The sequence below is a fragment of the Weizmannia agrestimuris genome, from assembly GCF_943193165.1.
Classification (GTDB): Bacteria; Bacillota; Bacilli; order Bacillales; family Bacillaceae_C; genus Weizmannia; species Weizmannia faecalis.
The window spans coordinates 107,397-126,162 of sequence record NZ_CALPDC010000001.1 but is presented as its reverse complement, the minus strand read 5'-3'; the positions used below and the strand labels follow the sequence as shown (position 1 = coordinate 126,162).

The following is an 18,766-nucleotide window of genomic DNA, read 5'->3' as shown; positions in this document are numbered from 1 at the left end:
AATTGTTTCATTTTTTAAACATTTTTAACACGGGACCGGCAAAAACCAGTCCCGTGAGATGGATCGATTACTTCAATTTTGACGGAATGTTCACTTTCCCGTTAATGATCTTTTGTTTCCAGTCTTTCACGGCCGATTTCATTTCAGGCGTTAAATTGTCCTGTGTCGGCGCAATCCCGATGGCATCTTCTTTCAAGCCGTAAACAATATTTTTCCCACCCGGAAATTTGCCGTCCTTCGCTCTGGTCGATAAATCGATAACTGCCTTATCAACCCGTTTGACCATTGAAGTCAGTGTCACATTGTATTCCTTTCCTTTAACCGTTACCTTTCCTTCATCTGCCTGGTCGCGGTCCACACCGATCACCCAGACGTTTTTGTTCGGATCATTCTGTTTTATATTTTTCGCTTCTGTAAAGACGCCTTTCCCGCTGCCACCGGCTGCATGATAAATCACGTCGATGCCAGATTTATACATTGCTGAAGCCATCGACTGCCCTTTGCTTGCATCATCAAACGAGCCGACATATTGAATTTGCACATTTGCTTTCGGATTGGCAGCTTTGACGCCCGCACGGAACCCGGCTGCGAATTTGTTGATCAAATCGCTGTCTGTCCCGCCGATAAATCCGATTTTATTTGTTTTTGTCGCCAGGCCTGCCACGACCCCGACAAGGAAGGAACCTTCTTGTTCTTTAAACGTAATGCTTGCCACATTTTTCTTTCCGGTAATGACATCGTCAATGATTGCGAAATTGGTATTTTTACGCTGATCCGCAATTTTTTCAATGGCCGGCTTCAGCTTGTAGCCGACGCCGTAAACGAGGTCAAACTGGTTCCGGACGGCCGTGTTCAGATTTGTTGTGTAATCTGCATCCGATTTGGATTGCAAATAGTCAAAGCCGCCTTTACCTTTTGATAAGTGATTGTCCTTCCCGAACTGCTGTAAGCCTTCCCATGCCGACTGGTTAAAAGAACGATCGTCAATTCCGCCCGTATCGGTTACGAGTGCAACGGTGAACTTGTCCTTACCTTTGCTTGCGGAATTGTCGCTCTTTGTGCCGCATGCGCCGAGAAGCGTCCCTGCTGCCAGGACAGCGGCAAGAGCCAAACCAAATTTACGTTTTTTCACTTTTGTTCCCCCCGGGAAAGTTATTTTGGATAACAGTCTTTAGAAACAGCCTATTATCCTGCTTACCGACATAAATATATCATTTTTTAATTGCGAAAGAAACATAAATTTATATTTTTGTCGAAAATAGTAAAACCTGCGCGCACCGCGGCGTTTTGTGGCCGCTAAGGTGTGCGCAGGTTTTTTCTTTGGCGTGCTATGAGCTCTGTTCTTCTGAAGGTTTCGGGATTAAAACCGCACGCGGCTTGCTGCCTTCATACGGCCCGACAACCCCTCTTGCCTCCATTGCATCAATCAGCCGCGCCGCCCTTGTATAGCCAATCCGGAAACGGCGCTGCAACATGGAGACGGAAGCGGTCTGCATTTCCGAGATTAAGAGAACCGCTTCATCATATAATTCATCGTCGAAATCCGGTTGGTCCTGAGGCTCTTCCGGAATCATCTCTTCCTGGTACTGTGCTTTTTGCTGGGAAATGACGAAATCAACGACTTCTTCAACTTCTTCATCGGAAAGATAAGCGCCCTGGACGCGTACCGGTTTGGAAGCCCCAACCGGCAAAAACAGCATGTCCCCGCGGCCAAGCAGTTTTTCCGCGCCACCCGTATCCAAAATCGTTCTCGAGTCAGTCGCCGAAGACACGGCAAAAGCGATTCTTGACGGGATGTTCGCTTTAATGACACCGGTAATGACATCAACAGACGGCCGTTGCGTGGCAATAATCAGATGAATACCTGCCGCCCGCGCCATTTGCGACAGCCGCGTAATGGAATCTTCCACATCGCCGCTTGCCACCATCATTAAATCGGCAAGCTCATCGATAATGACAACGATATAAGGCAAAAGCGGCTGCTTGTCCCCTGTTTCGATGTTGCTTTTTTTAATATGATCGTTGTATCCTTCGATGTTGCGTGTGCCGGTATGGGAAAAAAGCTCATACCTCCGCTCCATCTCATTCACGACTTTTTTCAGCGCCTGGGAAGCTTTTTTCGGATTGGTCACAACCGGTGCAAGCAAATGCGGGACACCGTTATAAACATTCAATTCGACCATTTTCGGGTCAATCATCATCATTTTCACTTCATGCGGTTTGGCGCGCATTAAGATGCTCGTAATGATCCCGTTAATGCACACGCTTTTCCCGCTCCCCGTTGCGCCGGCCACAAGCAGGTGAGGCATTTTATTCAGCTCTGCGAGTACCGCCTGCCCTGTAATATCCCGGCCCAGCCCGATCTGCAGTTTTGCCTGCGGGTTATTTTCCTTTCCTTCAAGCACTTCCCTGAGCGATACGACCGCGATTTCCTTATTCGGGACTTCGATGCCGATCGCTGATTTTCCCGGGATCGGCGCTTCCATCCGAATATCTTTCGCCGCCAGCGCAAGGGCAATGTCGTCACTTAAACTGACAATCTTGCTGACTTTCACGCCGACATCAGGGTGCACTTCGTATTTTGTAACGGCAGGCCCTAAATGCACCTGTGTTACACGCGCCTTAACCCCGAAGCTTTGGAAAGTCCGTTCGAGTTTTGCCGCATTGGCATGGATTGCTTTATATTCGCTGCTCTGGTCCGCTGCCCGCGGCCTATTTAACAGCGTCAGGGGCGGCAATTGATAGTCTTCATTTTCATATTCCGTAAACTGGATCGGAGGCGTATGGTCCTCTTCCGCTTCTGTATCCGGCGTTTCCGGCTGCGCTTCTTCCGCTTGCGGAGCCGTGCCGGCATACTGCTCCGTAAAGCTGGAAATAATCGGGGGAGGCGTTTCCTCGCCTGCCGGTCCGGCATCCCCGTCGCTGACTTCCCCGTCTGCGGAGGCGGATTGCGGCTGCGACGGCGCTTTCTGCCGTTTCTTTTCCTGTTTTTCTTTTTTGGCTTCCCGCCATGCCTGGAACTCTGTTTTCATCTGGTTCCATTGCTTTTTTAAAAACAGCCAGAGCCCTTCCAATGCCTTTTCCACATACGGGCTTACAGGCTTGCCCGTTAAAAGCATCAGAGCGATGAGCGCGAGTAAAACGCAAATGATTTTCGTACCCGCCGAGTCAAATAAAAAATGGGAGGCCGCATACAAAATTGCACCTGCCATGCCGCCGCCGATCTGCGTACTGAAAATATTGCCGTGCACATCCCCGCCGAGCACAAGCTTCCACCAGATCTGCTCTTCCTGATGCCAGATCCTGATCGTATTTTCGACCGCGCTGTTGCCGGACAGTTCATGCGCATTTGCCAATGACCCGATAAGCCGCTCATGGCAGTATAGGAGGGCGCTCGCAAATAATAAATAAAAACCGGTCATGCGGACAGTGAAAAATGCAGGCCATGCCCGTTTAATCATGAGAAAAACGCTGAGCACGACCAGAGAGGCAACCGCAACCCAGTACAGCCGGCCGAAGAAAAACCGGAAGAACAGAATCAGGGTTGTGCCCGTTTTGCCGATATGGTAAAGGGTAAAAATGCCGAGCGTAAGCAGGATGATACCGAGCAGCTCAAACTTTAAATCTATCTTGATTTTTTCAGCAGCTTTTTTTCTTCTGCGCCGCTTTTTTTTCGCCATATAACCACCTTCGATAGTGAAAACGTATTTTTCAGTCTTGCCTGCCGGAACGGGATGCAAGAAAGCAGCCTGTGTGGCTGCTTGTTTTAACATATTATAGCATATTTGCGGCCCGGGTGGTTTACGGTCCGAAATGGCGGATCACATTTCCGGGTGCAAGCTCCGGATTCAGATAGTCGAAAGGATTGGAGCTGAGAATGCGGGTAATCCGGTACCCTTCATCAAGCTGCTCTGCCAGTACCGGCACGCCTTTTACGTTTAACATTTTAATTTTATTCCAGGCGTTTGCATCTTCAGGAAAAATCAGCTCCTGCGGCATCATCGTATAGAGAATCATTGGATCAGCCCCTCTTTCCCTTTTTCATCCCGGTATTTTTCAATGAGGCTGTTTAATTTGCCAAGCGCTTTGCCAATCCCGCCCACTTCATCAATCAAACCGTACTGGACGGCTTCCTGACCGACAATATTGGTGCCGATATCCCTTGTCAAATTCCCTTTCGCAAACATTAAGTCTTTAAAAACCTCTTCTTCCACATGCGAATGCCGCGTCACAAACTTGATCACCCGTTCCTGCATTTTATCCAGATATTCAAACGTTTGCGGGACGCCAATGACAAGGCCTGTGAGCCGGATCGGATGAATCGTCATCGTCGCGGTTTCAGCAATAAAGGAATACGAACAGGATACAGCGATCGGCACGCCGATGGAATGCCCCCCGCCGAGCACAATCGAAACAGTGGGTTTGGAAAGGGAAGCAAGCATTTCGGAAATGGCAAGCCCGGCCTCCACGTCCCCTCCGACCGTGTTCAGAATGACGAGCACCCCTTCAATTTTCGGATTTTGTTCAATCGCCACAAGCTGGGGGATCATATGCTCATACTTTGTCGTTTTATTTTGGGGCGGCAGCTGCAGATGTCCTTCAATCTGGCCGACGATGGCCAGGCAGTGGATATTGGAGTCCTGCCCGAGCTGCGGCACATTTGTCTGGCCGAGCTGCTGGATTTTCTCTACAAGCGCGGATGCCGCATTTCCTTCTTTCGGTTCTTCTTTATTCGGTTGCTGGTCGCTCATTTTTCTAAAACCCCTTTTTGCCTGTAATGTAAGGGCGTGACGCCTTTACGCCTTATTATTTGCATGGAAGGGGTTTTCATACGGAAGCCCCGCGGTTTCCGGAACCGGAAGCGGGGCTTTGCTTTGCATTTTTAATGGTGCACCAGGCGGGCCTTGTGCCGCAATGAGCGCGGGCACGCGGGAACCCCCGCCCCGCCCTCTGTCGTTTAAGCATCAAACTTCCATAATAATTGGCAGGATCATCGGGCGCCTTTTCGTCTGCTCATATAAAAAGGAGCTGAGATGGTCGCGGATCCCCTGTTTAATACTCGTCCAGTCAAAAGCTTCCTGTGACGTGTTCTGCTCCACCACTTCTTTTACGATGTTGGACGAATGGCTGATCAGCTTTTCGGATTCGCGTACATAGACGAACCCGCGCGAGATAATTTCAGGGCCAGCAGCCAGTTTTTTATGCTTTTTATCAAGCGTGACGACGACAACCAATATCCCGTCCTGGCTTAAAAGTTTTCGATCCCGCAATACAATATTGCCGACATCGCCAACGCCGATTCCGTCAATGAGAATATTGCCGGAAGCAACCCGGCTGCTCGCTTGGAATTTGCCGTGCTTGTATTCCAATACTTCCCCGTTGCTGGAGATGATGACTGACTCTTTCGGCATCCCCGTTTTGTACGCCAGTTTTGCATGGGCATACAGGCTCCTGTATTCCCCCTGGATCGGGACAAAGTATTTAGGCCTCATTAAATCAAGCATCAGCTTTAAATCTTCCTGGCAGCCGTGGCCGGTCACATGAATTTTCCGGTCGCCCGCGTAAACATCGGCTCCTGCACGGTACAGCATGTCGATCGTTTTCGCCATGAACAGTTCCAGCCCCGGAGACGGCGTTGTGGCAAGGATAACCGTATCCCCTTTTTGAATATTGACCTGCTTATGGTTCTTTTTCGCCATTTTCTGGAGGACGAGAAACGGTTCCCCCTGGCTCCCTGTTGTCAAAATCGCCAGTTCTTCGTCCCGGTATTTTGAAATTTGTTGCAGCGGGATGATGAGATCCTCTGTCCGAGCCTGCAAGTATCCCAATTTTAATGCAATTTTATATATTTTTTCAAGATAATTTCCGACAAACGCAACTTTGCGGCCGGTAGCAGAAGCCGCATCGAGCACTTGCTGCACCCTGATTAAATTCGAGGCAAAGCTTGCGATAATAATCCGGCCCTTCGCATCGTAGAAAGCATCCGTTATTTCTTCCGCCACAACAGACTCATGGGTCGTGTAGCCTGGATGTTCCGCTTCCGTGCTGTCGGATAGTAACAGGAGCACGCCTTCTTCACCGATTTTCGACATTTTTCCGATTTCTGAACGATAATGCCCGCCCAGTTCCTGGTCAAATTTAAAATCGCCGGTATACACAATATTGCCTTTCGGTGTGGAAATGCAAATGCCGACCGAGTCGGGAATGCTATGCGTTGTTTTGAAAAAGTGAATATCGCAAGCATCAAAATGGAGAACCGTGTCGGCATTGATTTCCGTAAAGCGGATATGCTTTTTCACTTTTAATTCCTTCAATTTTTCTTTCGCCAGCGCGACGGTAAACTTTGTGGCATACACCGGCACGTTCAGTTTCATCAGGATATACGGCAGGGCGCCAATCGCGTCCTCATGCCCGTGTGTCAGGAAAATCCCTTTTATCCGCTGCCTGTTTTCCATTAAATAAGTAAAATCCGGGATGACGATATCGATCCCGAGCATTTCGTCTTCCGGTAGCATCAGCCCGGCATCGAGCACAAACAGATCCTCTCCGGTTTCCACCACGTACATATTCTTTCCGATTTCACCAATTCCTCCTAAAGGAATGACCTTAATGGTTTCGTTTTTTTCCTTACGCAAAATTCTTTTCCTCCCGTGTTGTCTGAAATTCTAGAGCAGGAATCACGTTTCTTTTTGATAGATCGCAAAGGGTTGCCGGATTCCGTCCGATACGGCTTTGCGCATATTCAAGTTTCCGGCATAAAAATAAGCGGCCGGCTCTCCCACCGCATCCCTTTAAAAACGTCATGCCTGGCATGAGGCGCCCGCACGATCACTTGCACCGTTCCGGTTCTATCGAAAAAGACTTTCTGAGCCCGTAAAAATAAATTGCTGTCCGATCCTTTCTCTTATGTATAGCTTAACCGAAAAGGGTATATCCGGTCAATGAAGAGCGTGTGATATTTCTATCGACAAATGCTGCCCATTTCCGCTATCTGCTGTTTGCCGGAAGATTCGCAGAAACGGGGCCTGTTTTCCTTTCCCGAAGCCGGTATGGGATCACTTAAGCAAAAGAAAACGGCCCTGTCCGTTTTTCCGGAAGGGCCGTTTTTTTGCTTAAAGATCGCCAAGCAGGCGGTGAATGGTTTCCCGTTCTTCTTTTGTTAACGGAACGAGCGGGAGGCGGACGCCGCCGACATCCATCCCTTTTAATTGCAAAGCGGTTTTGACCGGTGCCGGATTAGGCGCCATAAACAGGCCGCGCATCAATGGAAGCAGCTTTTGATGCAGTTTTGCCGCTTTTGTTACATCCCCGGCAAAAAAGGCTTGCACCATTTCCTGTAGGGCCGGGCCGGCAACATGGGAAGCAACCGAAATCACACCCGCCCCACCGATTGAAAGCACGGGAATTGTCAGGCCATCATCCCCGCTGTACAATTCAAAATCATCCGGCGTACGGGCAATAATTTGCGCCATCGCATCCAAATCCCCGCTTGCTTCTTTTACCGCAACGATATTCGGGATTTTGGAAAGTTCGATGATCGTTCCCGGTTCAATATTGACAGCCGACCGGCCAGGGATGTTGTAAATGACAACCGGGAGGCTGGTGGATTCTGCAATCGCTTTGAAATGGGCATACATGCCAGCCTGGTTCGGCTTGTTATAATACGGGCCGACAGCCATAACGGCATCCACGCCGCATGATTCCGCACGCTTCGTCAATTCGATCGAAGCATACGTATTGTTGCTCCCTGTTCCGGCAATGACCGGTACCCGCCCGTCTGACGTTTTCACAACCTGCTTGAACAGCGCGGTTTTTTCCTCAGGCGAAAGTGTCGGGGATTCCCCCGTTGTTCCAGCAACAACCAAAGATTCTGTTCCGTTTTCAATTAAATAATCAACCAGCTTTGCCGCCTTTTGCAAATCCAGATTCCCTTTATGGTCAAAAGGCGTCACCATTGCCGTTGAAACTTTTCCGAAACGACTCATACTTACACTCCTCATCCTGCCAGGTTTTGCAAGTTGCAAGGTGAAAACACCCGGCAGAAAATCTTTCATTTTTTACGCATGAATTTCATACGTTTCCGTTTCGCTTTCTAAATTAAAGGCATCATGAAGGGCATTGACCGCTGTAACCAGATCTTCCTGCTTCACAAGCACCCAGATGGTTGTATGGCTGTCAGCAGACTGTAAAATCCGGATCCCTTTTTCGGAAAGCGCCGACACGATTTTATACGTGATACCCGGCACGCCCGCAATCCCGGCGCCGACAATCGATACTTTGGCGCAGTTCCGTTCAATTACCGGTTCATGCCCCAGTTTTTTCAGCACCGCTTCAGCCCGGTTTGCCACCTCTCCTGAAACCGTGTAGACAACGCTTGTCGGGGAAATATTGATAAAATCGACACTGATATTTTCAGCAGCCATCGCTTTAAACACAACCGTCTGCAAATCATACTGCCCGTCTTTTGCATATACTTTGATCTGTGAAACATTCGGTACATGCGCAATTCCGGTAACAGTGCGTTCTTTTATATCGGTCCCGAGTTTCTGACGGTGGCTTAAAGATGTGACAAGCGTACCGATATCGTCGGAATAAGTGGACCGGATGCGGATCGGCACTTTCGACTGCATCGCGATTTCAACGGCGCGCGGATGGATCACTTTTGCGCCCTGATAAGCCATATTGCAGACCTCGTTATACGTGACAACCTGAAGCTTCCGCGCATTTTCAGCAATCCGCGGGTCAGCTGTCATGATGCCTTCCACATCGGTAAAAATATCAATCCACTCCGCCTGAAGCGCAGCACCGAGCGCCGCAGCGGATGTGTCACTGCCCCCGCGTCCGAGCGTGGTGACGTCCCCGTTTTTTGCGGCTCCTTGAAATCCTGCAACGACGACAACATCGTGCAGTTTCAGTTCACGCAGGACACGGTCGCACTTCATGTCCGTGATTTTCGCATTGGTATGCTCCGCGTTCGTGTGGAAACCGGCTTGCGCACCGGTCAGGGCACACGCACTGATGCCGTGTGCGTTTAACATATTGGCAAACACAAGGCTGGAGATGATTTCGCCGGTTGACAACAGTAAATCCTGCTCACGCCTGCTTAAACAGGTGTCGGATCCGCCAACGAGTGACAGGAGCGTATCTGTTGCATACGGTTCCCCTTTGCGACCCATCGCCGAAACGACGGCAACCACCTTATAGCCTTCTTCCAGCGCTTTTTCTACATGATGTTTGGCATGCATTCTTGCATCATGATCCCGTACGGATGTGCCGCCGAATTTTTGGACAACGATTTTCAATGAAGAACACCTCTGTTATGAACTGATAAATAAGAACAGTGATTCCGGTAACGTGCGGGCTTTGCCGGCCGTTTTTTTGCCAAAGGCCGTTTTAAGGGCCGGCCGTTTTTAAACCGTTTCCTTCCCGGCCGGAAAGGAAACGGCATACGTGTCCATAAAATATATCAGGAAATGGAACCCTCTCCGATACCGGATTCCGGCATAACTTTTCTTTCCCTATATCTTATCACCAATATTGCAAAAAGGTCAGCCTAAATTGTCCACAAATCAGATGAGCCCCATCCTGATCAGGCTTTCCGCAATCTGGATGGAATTTGAGGCAGCGCCTTTCAGCAAATTGTCGGAAACAACCCACATATGGAATCCGTTGTCTTCATCCGGGTCTTTGCGGATCCGCCCGACAAAAGTGTCATACTTGCCGACCGCATTGACGGCCATCGGGTAAATCTGTTCTTCGGGGCGGTCTTCCAGTACAACACCAGGTGCAGACGCGAGCACTTCCCGGATCTGCCCAGCATTTATGCCGTCCTTTTCGGTTTCAAAATAAACCGATTCCGAGTGGCCGGTTGCAACCGGAATCCGGACGCATGTGGCGGAAACTTTTAATTCCGGCATATGCATGATTTTTTTCGTTTCGTTGATCATTTTCATTTCTTCAAATGTAAAGCCGTTGTCCGTAAACACATCGATTTGCGGGATGGCATTAAACGCAATCTGGTAATGCTTTTTGTCACCTTTTACCGGCAGTACATGCGGCTCGTAAGTCTGCCCTTCAAGCAACGCCTTCGTCTCGTCGTTCAGCTCCTGGATGGCAGCCGCGCCCGAACCGGAGACAGCCTGGTACGTGGAAACGAGCACCCGCTTCAGGCCGAAATTTTTGCGGACGGGTTCCAACGCAACAACCATCTGGATCGTCGAGCAGTTCGGATTGGCGATGATGCCGTTATGTTTTTGAATGTCTTCTTCGTTTACTTCCGGGACCACAAGCGGCACTTCTGGGTCCATGCGGAAGGCGCTCGTATTGTCAATGACAATTGCCCCGCGTTTCACCGCTTCCGGCGCAAACTTTTTCGACACGCTCCCGCCTGCGCTGAAAAGGGCGATATCCACTCCTTCAAAGCTTTCCGGCACCGCTTCTTGGACCGTAATTTCTTCCCCGTTTACCGTTATTTTTTTGCCGGCGGAACGCGAAGATGACAGCAGCGTCAATTTGTTATACGGAAATTTGCGGTTTACCAAAGTTTTAATCATTTGCTGGCCGACAGCGCCGGTTGCCCCGACAACGGCTACGTGATAACCTGATGTGTTTGCCATTGGCGTATTCCCCTTCCAATTCCAAAACCAAATTCATTTTTATAGCTATTATTGTATCACAAGTCTTCCGGCACCGTGTGTATTTTTTAATTTTAAATCGTTTTCAAGGCGATTTTCCGTCGCGGAAACGTTCGACAATGACAGGCTGGATTTGTTTCCCCTCGAGTGCAAGCGAAACCGTATCGGCAAGGGCAGTCATTCTCGCCACCATTGAATTTGGTTTGTTGTCCGGGTCGTCCTGCCCGTACGGAATAAAATAAATGTTTTTTGTTGCCATCAGCCGCATCAAATTCACGCCGTTTAATCCGAGCGCATCATTGGTCGAAATGCCGAGCACAACCGGTTTCAAATTGCGGAGCGTCGCTTTGGCGGCCATCAGCACCGGGGAATCCGTGAGCGCGTTCGCCAGTTTGCTCATCGTAAATCCGGTCAGGGGCGCAATCACCATGCAGTCAAGCGGGAGGGTTGGCCCGAGCGGCTCGGCCTCGACAATCGAATCAATCGCTTTTTGCCCGGTGCATTTTTCAATTTTTTCCACCCATTCTGAGCCTTTGCCGAATCTTGTATCCGTCGTTTTCACCGTGTGCGTGACCACCGGGATGACTTCCGCCCCCAATGCCACGAGCTTTTCGATTTCAGGAAAAACGGCCGCATAAGTGCAATGGGAGCCGGTTAAGCCGAAGCCGATTCTTTTTCCCTTTACATCCATGGCGATGACCCCTTTCTTTTTAAAACGTCTTCTTCAATCAGCCGGCCGAGCACATTCCCGAGTATCCGCCCGGCTGTTTTCGGCGCGACAATGCCAGGCAGGCTCGGCGCCAGCATCGCTTTAATGCCGCGCTTTTCGGCATACCGGAAATCCGTTCCGCCCGGTTTGGAAGCAATATCCAGAATGAGCGTATGCGAAGGCATCTTTTGGATAACGGATGCGTTCACAATCAGGTGCGGAACCGTATTAATGCAGATGTCAATGTCTTTTACTTCCTGTTCAAGATCGTTTAAATGAAAAGGCACAAGCCCCATCTCCGTTATCCTCGCAAGATGTTCGCTTTTTCTCGCGCCGACTTTCACCTTCGCGCCGAGATGGCAGAAAGCCCGGGCAACGCTCATTCCCACCCTGCCAAGGCCGAGGACGGCAACATTTGAGCCGTGAATCGTAAATTCCGTGTTCTGAATAGCCATCATGATCGTTCCTTCGACGGTCGGAATCGAATTATAGATGGCCACATCGTCCCGCTCGAATAGTTTCACAAGGCGGCGGCCCGCTTTTTTAGCAATTTGTTCCAAATACGGATTGCTGATGCCGGTATAGATCGTAAAATAAGGCGGCGTTTCAGCCAGCATATCACCGGTCAGCACAACTTCTTCGTTCGAAAAAATCAAATCGATTTTCCCGTCGTCCGCTGTCCCGGTAATCGGCAAAATGACGCAATCCATTTCCGAAAACCGGATATCTTTAAATTTTTCTTTCGTGACGCCGGAATACACAAAATCAAGCTGTTCAAATCCGATCAATGAAATTTTCGCATCGAGATCCGCAAGTTTCCGGATCACTTCCAATTGGCGCGCATCTCCGCCTATGATGGCAATTTGGACGCCGGTCAACAAATGCCTCACCTTCTTTTCCATGTGCATGGGGAATTCCCCATATCTTATGGCGGCAGCATGTTTTTTGTGAAAAAAGGCAAAGAAAAATGCCGGAATACCCGGCATGCTTCTTTGCCTTTTTAATAGCTGTACTGGTTTTCAGGCACTTCCAAAATCATCATATCGGCACCAATCGTTCTGATCCGGTTCCACGGGACGCGGATCTCGTTCGCCTGTTTTTTAAACCGCCTTCCGACCGGGATGATCAGGGCCTCCACTTTTCCGCTCGCTTCATCAATTTCAAGGTCCGTTGCGCCCAATACCCCGAGCCGTTCCGCTTTTTTAAAATCGACCATTTCTTTTCCGCTGAGTTCGCTGAGCCGCATATTCCCCCTTCTTTCTCTCATGGACTGATTCCATTTTATGCGGGGGATGGAAAAGATATGCCGTCTTTAAGACAACCGCTCCGGCAATTTTCCGTCCGGGCTGATTAAAGATGCCGAATACGGTTTGGAGAAAATCTCCCTCGCACAAGCATTGACTTTTTCCACGGTGACACGGTCGATTTCCTCGAGCATTTCATCAAGCGAACGGTGCTTCTTTAATAACAGTTCGTTCTTTCCGTTCCGGCTCATGCGGCTGTTCGTGCTTTCCAGGCTGAGCATGAGGTTCCCTTTTAACTGTTCCTTGCAGTTTCGCACTTCTTTTTCTGTTACCCCTTTTGCTTTCAGCGTCTGCAGCGTCTCCTGCACCGTCTCAAACAGCTCGTCCAATTGGGAGGCGCCCGTTCCGCCGTAAATCGTTAAAATGCCGCTGTCCTTATAGGCGGTATGGTAGGAATACACCGAATATGCAAGCCCCCGCTGTTCCCGCACATTTTGGAAAAGGCGGGAGGACATGCTGCCGCCTAATATATTATTCAGGACAATCAGCTCATAAATATCGTCACTGCCGATTTTCTTCCCCTCAAATCCGAGGCAGAGATGGGCCTGTTCTGTTTCTTTTTTGCGCGCAAGGTCATTCGTATGAAAAACGGCCGTTTCGCCGCCTGTCTCTTCCTTCCCGCCTTCATAGGAACCGAACAACGCTTCAATCTCCTTTACGAAAGACGGCAGCACATTGCCGGCAACGGAGACGACAACGCGGTCAGGGGTATACATATCATATACATATTGATGGAGATCGTCGCTCGTAAACGATGCAAGCGTTTCTTCCGTCCCTAAAATCGGATAGCCGAGCGGATGGTTTTCATAAATGGCCTTGCCAAGCAAATCGTGGACAATATCGTCCGGCGTATCTTCATACATTTTGATTTCTTCATTGACAACGCTTTTTTCGCGTTCCATTTCATCTTCTGAAAAAGTGGAGTGGAAAAACATGTCCGACAGAATTTCAAGCGCGAGCGGTGCATGCGTGTCGAGCACTTTCGCATAAAAGCATGTATATTCTTTCGACGTAAAAGCATTCACCTGGCCGCCAATGGCATCAAAGGCCTCGGCAATGTCTTTTGCGCTCCTTTTTTCCGTCCCTTTGAAAAACATATGCTCAAGAAAATGGGAAATGCCATTGTTTTTTTCATTTTCATTTCTCGAACCGGTGCCGATCCAAATGCCGATCGCAACCGAACGGACAGTTGGAATTTCTTCCAGTACAATCCTCAAGCCGTTATGGCAAGTATATTTTTGTATCATGTTGTGCCTCCTCGCAGTCTCATTTCACTCTGTGCCGTCTTTTGTATCAGCGGGATCCTTTTCGCTGTTTAAAAATGTTCCGTCCTCATTTTTAATGATTCTTTCCTCATCGAGCAATTTTGAAACGGTTCCGACTTGTAAATTTTTCTTTTCCAGCCTGGCAATCAACGGTTCCAACGCTTTCGCTGTAGAAGCGGTCGGATGCATTAAAATAAGCGAACCGCCCTGTGCTTTCGCAGTCACGCGCTCTACAATCGTCTCCGGGGAGGGGTTCTGCCAGTCGACCGTATCGACCGTCCACATGATCGTTTCCATTCCCATTGATTTTGCGATGCTTACCGCTTCATCCCGGTAACTGCCGCTTGGCGGGGCAAACCACTTCACTTTTTCTTCCGTAATCGCTTCAAGCACCCGGTTTGTCTTCACCAGCTGGCTTTTGATCTTTGATTCCGGCAAAGTGCTAAAATCGGGGTGGGTATAGGAATGGTTCCCGGTTTCATGCCCGCCGCTTACAATCATGCGGGCAAGCTCAGGGTTTTCTTTTGCCCATCGCCCCTCTAAGAAAAAGGTAGCATGAAGATGATGCTTTTTTAAAGTTTTTAGCATATCCGGCAAATATTCATTCCCCCATGCGACATTGATTAAAAAAGCAACCATTGGTTTATCCGGATTTCCCGTATAGACGGGGGCCGGGTCCAGATCTTTAAGGTGGACGGCAGGGGGAATTTGTTTAAATACCAGTTTGCGTTCGTCGTAACGGCCGTCCTGTTTCATTTTCGAGTAAGAAGCTTTTTTGTCCACTTCCACCCCGTTATAGCCGGGGATCGCCTTCCAAACCCTGTCAATCTTGGCATTTTCCGGCGGACGGTAAAACCGTTCTGCAGCCTGTTCAATTTTTTCCTGAAGCTCGTTCTCTTTTGTGCTAAAGGCGGCCCGCTCCTGCAAATACCGGGTGGAAAGCGGATTTCCCGCAAGCAACAATGCTAGAATAGCAATCAAGCCAAGCGCAATCAAGCGTTTTGCTTTATTCACGTTATTTTCCCCCTTCTTTAAAAAAAGTATGAAAAGGGAAAGGGGCATAGAACGGGCGCGCGGGACAAATAAAAAAAGCCAGGGCTCCCTGACTTTCATCACGATTTATTTTCTTTTTTTTGCTGCTCCTTTAAAACAGCTTTGCGGGAAAGGTTGATGCGCCCGTGGCTGTCAATATCCGTCACTTTGACCAGAATTTCATCGCCGATTTTGACAACATCTTCGACTTTCCGGACGCGTTCTTCGGCGAGTTCGGAAATGTGGACAAGGCCGTCTTTGCCGTTAAAGATTTCCACAAAAGCGCCAAATTTTTCGATCCGTTTTACTTTACCGAGATAAACCTTGCCGACTTCGACTTCCCGGACAATATCCTCAATCAATTTCTTCGCTTTGTTGTTTGCCTCTTCGTCCGTCGAAGAAATAAAGATGGTGCCATCCTGTTCAATGTCAATTTTCACGCCGGTTTCGTCAATGATTTTATTGATTTGTTTACCGCTTGGCCCGATGACGTCGCGGATTTTATCCGGATGAATGGTCATCGTTAAAATCTTCGGCGCATAGACGGACAAATGGTCACGTGTTTTCGAAATCGTCGACATCATATGGTCGAGAATCTGCATTCTGCCCTTTCTCGCCTGCTGCAACGCTTCTTCCAGTATCTCCCTTGACAGTCCTGCAATTTTAATATCCATTTGCAGCGCGGTGACGCCCTTCGACGTGCCGGCCACTTTAAAGTCCATATCGCCGAGATGGTCTTCCATGCCCTGGATATCGGTTAAAATCGTATAATGTTCGCCGGATTTCACAAGCCCCATCGCAATCCCAGCAACCGGCGCTTTAATCGGAATGCCGGCATCCATCATGGCAAGGGTGGATGCGCAAATGCTTGCCTGTGAAGTGGAGCCGTTCGATTCGAGCACCTCGGATACAAGCCGGATCGTGTACGGAAATTCTTTTTCATCCGGAATGACCGGTTCCAGCGCACGTTCACCCAGTGCCCCGTGCCCGATTTCGCGGCGGCCCGGCCCTCTCATTGGCCCGGTTTCCCCGACGCTGAATGAAGGGAAATTGTAATGGTGCATAAACCGTTTTGACTCTTCAATGCCGAGCCCGTCCAAAATTTGCACGTCGCCTAAAGCGCCTAACGTACAAATGCTTAAAGCCTGTGTTTGCCCGCGGGTAAACAACCCGGAACCGTGCGTGCGCGGCAAAACCCCGACTTCGGAGGAAAGCGGCCGGATTTCATCGATTTTGCGGCCGTCCGGGCGAATTTTATCGACCGTGATCAGCTTGCGGACTTCTTCTTTTTCAATATCGTGCAAAATTTGTTTAACTTGCTTGACCGTTTCTTCATCGGCTTCTTCTGCTTCAAATTGGGCAAGCACCTCATCGCCCACTTTTCTGATCGCTTCTTCGCGCGCTTTCTTCTCATGAACCTGGATGGCTTCAATCATTTTTTTCCGGCACATGCCGCTGACTTTTTCCACCAGTTCTTCGTCAAGTTCGAACAATTCGACAGCCATTTTCTCTTTTCCGATTTCTGCCACAATTTTTTCCTGGAAAGCAATCAGGCGCTTGATTTCCTCATGCCCGAACATGATCGCTTCAAGCATCACTTCTTCCGGCACTTCTTTCGCACCCGCTTCAACCATATTAATGGCGTCTTTTGTGCCGGCAACGGTTAAATGGATGTCGCTTTTTTCCATCTGTTCCACGGTCGGGTTGATGAGGAACTTGCCGTCCACCCTTCCGACGATGACGCCGGCAATCGGGCCTTCAAACGGAATATCGGAGACGGAAAGTGCGAGCGAAGACCCGAGCATCGCGGCCATTTCCGGCGTGCAGTCCTGGTCGACGCTCATGACCATACTGACAACCTGCACTTCATTGCGGAAGCCGTCGGCAAAGAGCGGGCGGATCGGCCTGTCAATCAGCCGACTTGACAAAATGGCTTTTTCGCTCGGGCGCCCTTCTCTTTTGATAAAGCCGCCCGGAATTTTCCCGACAGCATATAGCCGTTCCTCATAATTTACGGTCAGTGGAAAAAAGTCCACATTTTTCGGTTCTTTAGAAGCGGTTGCTGTACTGAGGACAGCCGTTTCGCCGTAACGGACGAGTGCAGCACCGTTTGCCTGTTTTGCGAGCTGGCCGATCTCCACGGTGAGCGGGCGGCCGGCCCAATCTATCGTATAGGTATGTTTATCCTGTACCATACAGATGAAAATCTCCTTTCTTTTTGCCTATATTGTTTCACATTTATGCAAAGATAAGCACGGGTAATGATTCAAAAACGAATCAACCGTTTGCTATGTATGTACAAGCCGCGCCAGGTCAGTGCGAAAACCCGGCGGCAATTTGAAATACATCTGTTCCCAAAATTAAGGGGGGAAAAACACATTGCAAAAAAGCGGGAATACTCCCGCTTTTTGCATTCTGCATTTTTTTATCGGCGCAAGCCCAGCCGGTTAATCAATTCACGGTAACGATGCACATCTTTATTGCGCAGATAGGTCAACAAATTACGCCGTCTCCCTACCATTTTCATCAAGCCGCGGCGTGAATGGTGGTCTTTTTTATGGACACGCAAATGATCGTTCAATTTGTTGATTTCTTCTGTCAATACAGCAATTTGCACTTCCGGAGAACCGGTATCGTTCTCGTGGATTTTAAATTGGTTGATGATTTCATTTTTACGTTCTTTTGAAATCGCCATCCTGTTCACCTCCTCTGTTTCCTATCCCCTGTTGCCGAGCAGGCGTCGGTGAGTCGCGCTGCCAAGCACAGGTTCCGGTACTGTAATAGAATACTACTTTTTCGCACAAAACTCAAGTAGCAGTTCCCTGTTTTTCAAAGTAACGCCTTGCTGCCGTTTCATCCCGTTTCATTTCTTCAATCAAGTCCTCCACGCGGGCGAACTTTTTCTCTTCGCGGATGCGCGCAAGCCATTTGACAACTGCTTCTTCCCCGTAAATGGTATCGGAAAAATCAAGCAGATACACTTCTGTCGTTTTTTCATATTCTTCCGGATTTTTAAACGTAGGATTGTAGCCAATGCTGCATAAGCCGTTATGCCACGTATCCGCGACCTTCATTTGCACAATGTATACCCCGTTTGGCGGCAGCATATACGACGCGGTAAGCTTTAGATTTGCCGTTGGAAACCCGAGCTGTCGTCCCCGCTTCTCCCCATGGACGACAATGCCTTTGATCTCATAATCGCGCCCGAGCAGCGGCTTCACTTCCCCGACTTTTCCTTCCCTGATTTTTGACCGGATCAGGGTGGAGCTGACTTTTTCCCCGGTATTTTCAAGGGCCAGTTTTTCAATCACCGTAATCCCGAACCTGCCGTTTGCATATTCAGGGAGATTCTCCATATTGCCTTTCCCGAATTTGCCGTATGTATAATCAAAACCAGCAACAACATGTTTCACACCGAGTGCGGCCAGATATTGGTCGACAAATTGCTGCGGCAAAAGAGACGCAAAACGGGAGGTAAAACGGACGACGAACAGATAATCGACACCAAGTTTTTCAATCAACTTGATCTTGTCTTCAAGCGGTGTAATCAGTTCAATGCCATCCTTTTTCTTTCCCAGCACAATAGAAGGATGGGGTTCAAATGTCATGACGGCGCTTTTCCATCCGTTTTTTTCAGCGATCCCGCGGGCTGTTTTAATCACTTTCTGATGTCCGAGATGGATGCCGTCAAAATAACCCAATGCGATGGCAAGCGGCGGAAAATCGCCGGGTTTAAAGGAATGGGGATGATGGACCGTTATTGTTTTCAAAATTTCTCACCTTTTCCCTTTTACAAATTGAAGCAGCCGCCTTCCTTGTTTT

The 18,766-nt window shown here is 49.1% G+C and carries 16 protein-coding genes; all 16 read right to left on the bottom strand.

The features are described from left to right. Window positions 1–67: 67 nt before the first annotated feature. Window positions 68–1,132: a BMP family lipoprotein gene (locus tag NFR98_RS00625; RefSeq protein ID WP_014098513.1), complete on the bottom strand. Its 1,065-nt coding sequence runs from the start codon at window positions 1,130–1,132 to the stop codon at window positions 68–70. A 196-nt stretch (window positions 1,133–1,328) separates the two neighbouring features. Further along, window positions 1,329–3,680 (bottom strand): DNA translocase FtsK, encoded by a 2,352-nt coding sequence (locus NFR98_RS00620; protein ID WP_251459516.1) that lies wholly within the window; start codon window positions 3,678–3,680, stop codon window positions 1,329–1,331. Between the two features lie 121 nt (window positions 3,681–3,801). Next, window positions 3,802–4,017 carry a YlzJ-like family protein gene (locus tag NFR98_RS00615; protein ID WP_014098515.1) on the bottom strand — a complete coding sequence of 72 codons (216 nt, stop codon included), beginning with the start codon at window positions 4,015–4,017 and terminating at the stop codon, window positions 3,802–3,804. Beyond that, entirely contained in the window at window positions 4,014–4,751 is a 738-nt protein-coding gene (locus tag NFR98_RS00610; protein ID WP_014098516.1) for a ClpP family protease, read from the bottom strand. The genes NFR98_RS00615 and NFR98_RS00610 overlap by 4 nt, the downstream gene beginning before the upstream one ends. Window positions 4,752–4,964: 213 nt before the next feature. Then, window positions 4,965–6,635, bottom strand: coding sequence for a ribonuclease J (locus tag NFR98_RS00605; protein ID WP_251459514.1), 1,671 nt, complete (start codon window positions 6,633–6,635; stop codon window positions 4,965–4,967). 477 nt (window positions 6,636–7,112) lie between these two features. Next, the gene (gene dapA, locus NFR98_RS00600; RefSeq protein ID WP_046720791.1) at window positions 7,113–7,985 is read right to left on the bottom strand and encodes a 4-hydroxy-tetrahydrodipicolinate synthase; all 873 of its coding nucleotides are present in this window, start codon (window positions 7,983–7,985) and stop codon (window positions 7,113–7,115) included. Between the two features lie 72 nt (window positions 7,986–8,057). Then, window positions 8,058–9,302 carry an aspartate kinase gene (gene dapG, locus NFR98_RS00595; protein ID WP_017551547.1) on the bottom strand — a complete coding sequence of 415 codons (1,245 nt, stop codon included), beginning with the start codon at window positions 9,300–9,302 and terminating at the stop codon, window positions 8,058–8,060. Between the two features lie 267 nt (window positions 9,303–9,569). Beyond that, entirely contained in the window at window positions 9,570–10,616 is a 1,047-nt protein-coding gene (locus NFR98_RS00590; protein WP_026104627.1) for an aspartate-semialdehyde dehydrogenase, read from the bottom strand. Window positions 10,617–10,719: 103 nt separating this feature from the next. Beyond that, window positions 10,720–11,325 carry a dipicolinate synthase subunit B gene (locus NFR98_RS00585; RefSeq protein WP_013859144.1) on the bottom strand — a complete coding sequence of 202 codons (606 nt, stop codon included), beginning with the start codon at window positions 11,323–11,325 and terminating at the stop codon, window positions 10,720–10,722. After that, window positions 11,316–12,224: a dipicolinic acid synthetase subunit A gene (dpaA, locus tag NFR98_RS00580; protein WP_260832603.1), complete on the bottom strand. Its 909-nt coding sequence runs from the start codon at window positions 12,222–12,224 to the stop codon at window positions 11,316–11,318. The genes NFR98_RS00585 and dpaA overlap by 10 nt, the downstream gene beginning before the upstream one ends. Before the next feature lie 119 nt (window positions 12,225–12,343). Beyond that, window positions 12,344–12,589 carry a YlmC/YmxH family sporulation protein gene (locus tag NFR98_RS00575; protein ID WP_014095405.1) on the bottom strand — a complete coding sequence of 82 codons (246 nt, stop codon included), beginning with the start codon at window positions 12,587–12,589 and terminating at the stop codon, window positions 12,344–12,346. A 66-nt stretch (window positions 12,590–12,655) separates the two neighbouring features. Next, window positions 12,656–13,894, bottom strand: coding sequence for a M16 family metallopeptidase (locus NFR98_RS00570; RefSeq protein WP_014095406.1), 1,239 nt, complete (start codon window positions 13,892–13,894; stop codon window positions 12,656–12,658). Window positions 13,895–13,918: 24 nt separating this feature from the next. Then, entirely contained in the window at window positions 13,919–15,025 is a 1,107-nt protein-coding gene (locus tag NFR98_RS00565; RefSeq protein ID WP_014095407.1) for a polysaccharide deacetylase family protein, read from the bottom strand. Then, window positions 15,025–17,139 (bottom strand): polyribonucleotide nucleotidyltransferase, encoded by a 2,115-nt coding sequence (pnp, locus tag NFR98_RS00560; protein WP_014095408.1) that lies wholly within the window; start codon window positions 17,137–17,139, stop codon window positions 15,025–15,027. Before pnp ends, NFR98_RS00565 begins: the two co-directional genes overlap by 1 nt. 230 nt (window positions 17,140–17,369) lie before the next feature. Continuing rightward, complete coding sequence (gene rpsO / locus NFR98_RS00555; protein ID WP_013859138.1) at window positions 17,370–17,639, bottom strand: 30S ribosomal protein S15; 270 nt, start codon at window positions 17,637–17,639, stop codon at window positions 17,370–17,372. Window positions 17,640–17,751: 112 nt separating this feature from the next. Next, window positions 17,752–18,714 (bottom strand): bifunctional riboflavin kinase/FAD synthetase, encoded by a 963-nt coding sequence (gene ribF / locus NFR98_RS00550; protein WP_014095409.1) that lies wholly within the window; start codon window positions 18,712–18,714, stop codon window positions 17,752–17,754. Window positions 18,715–18,766 lie beyond the last annotated feature (52 nt).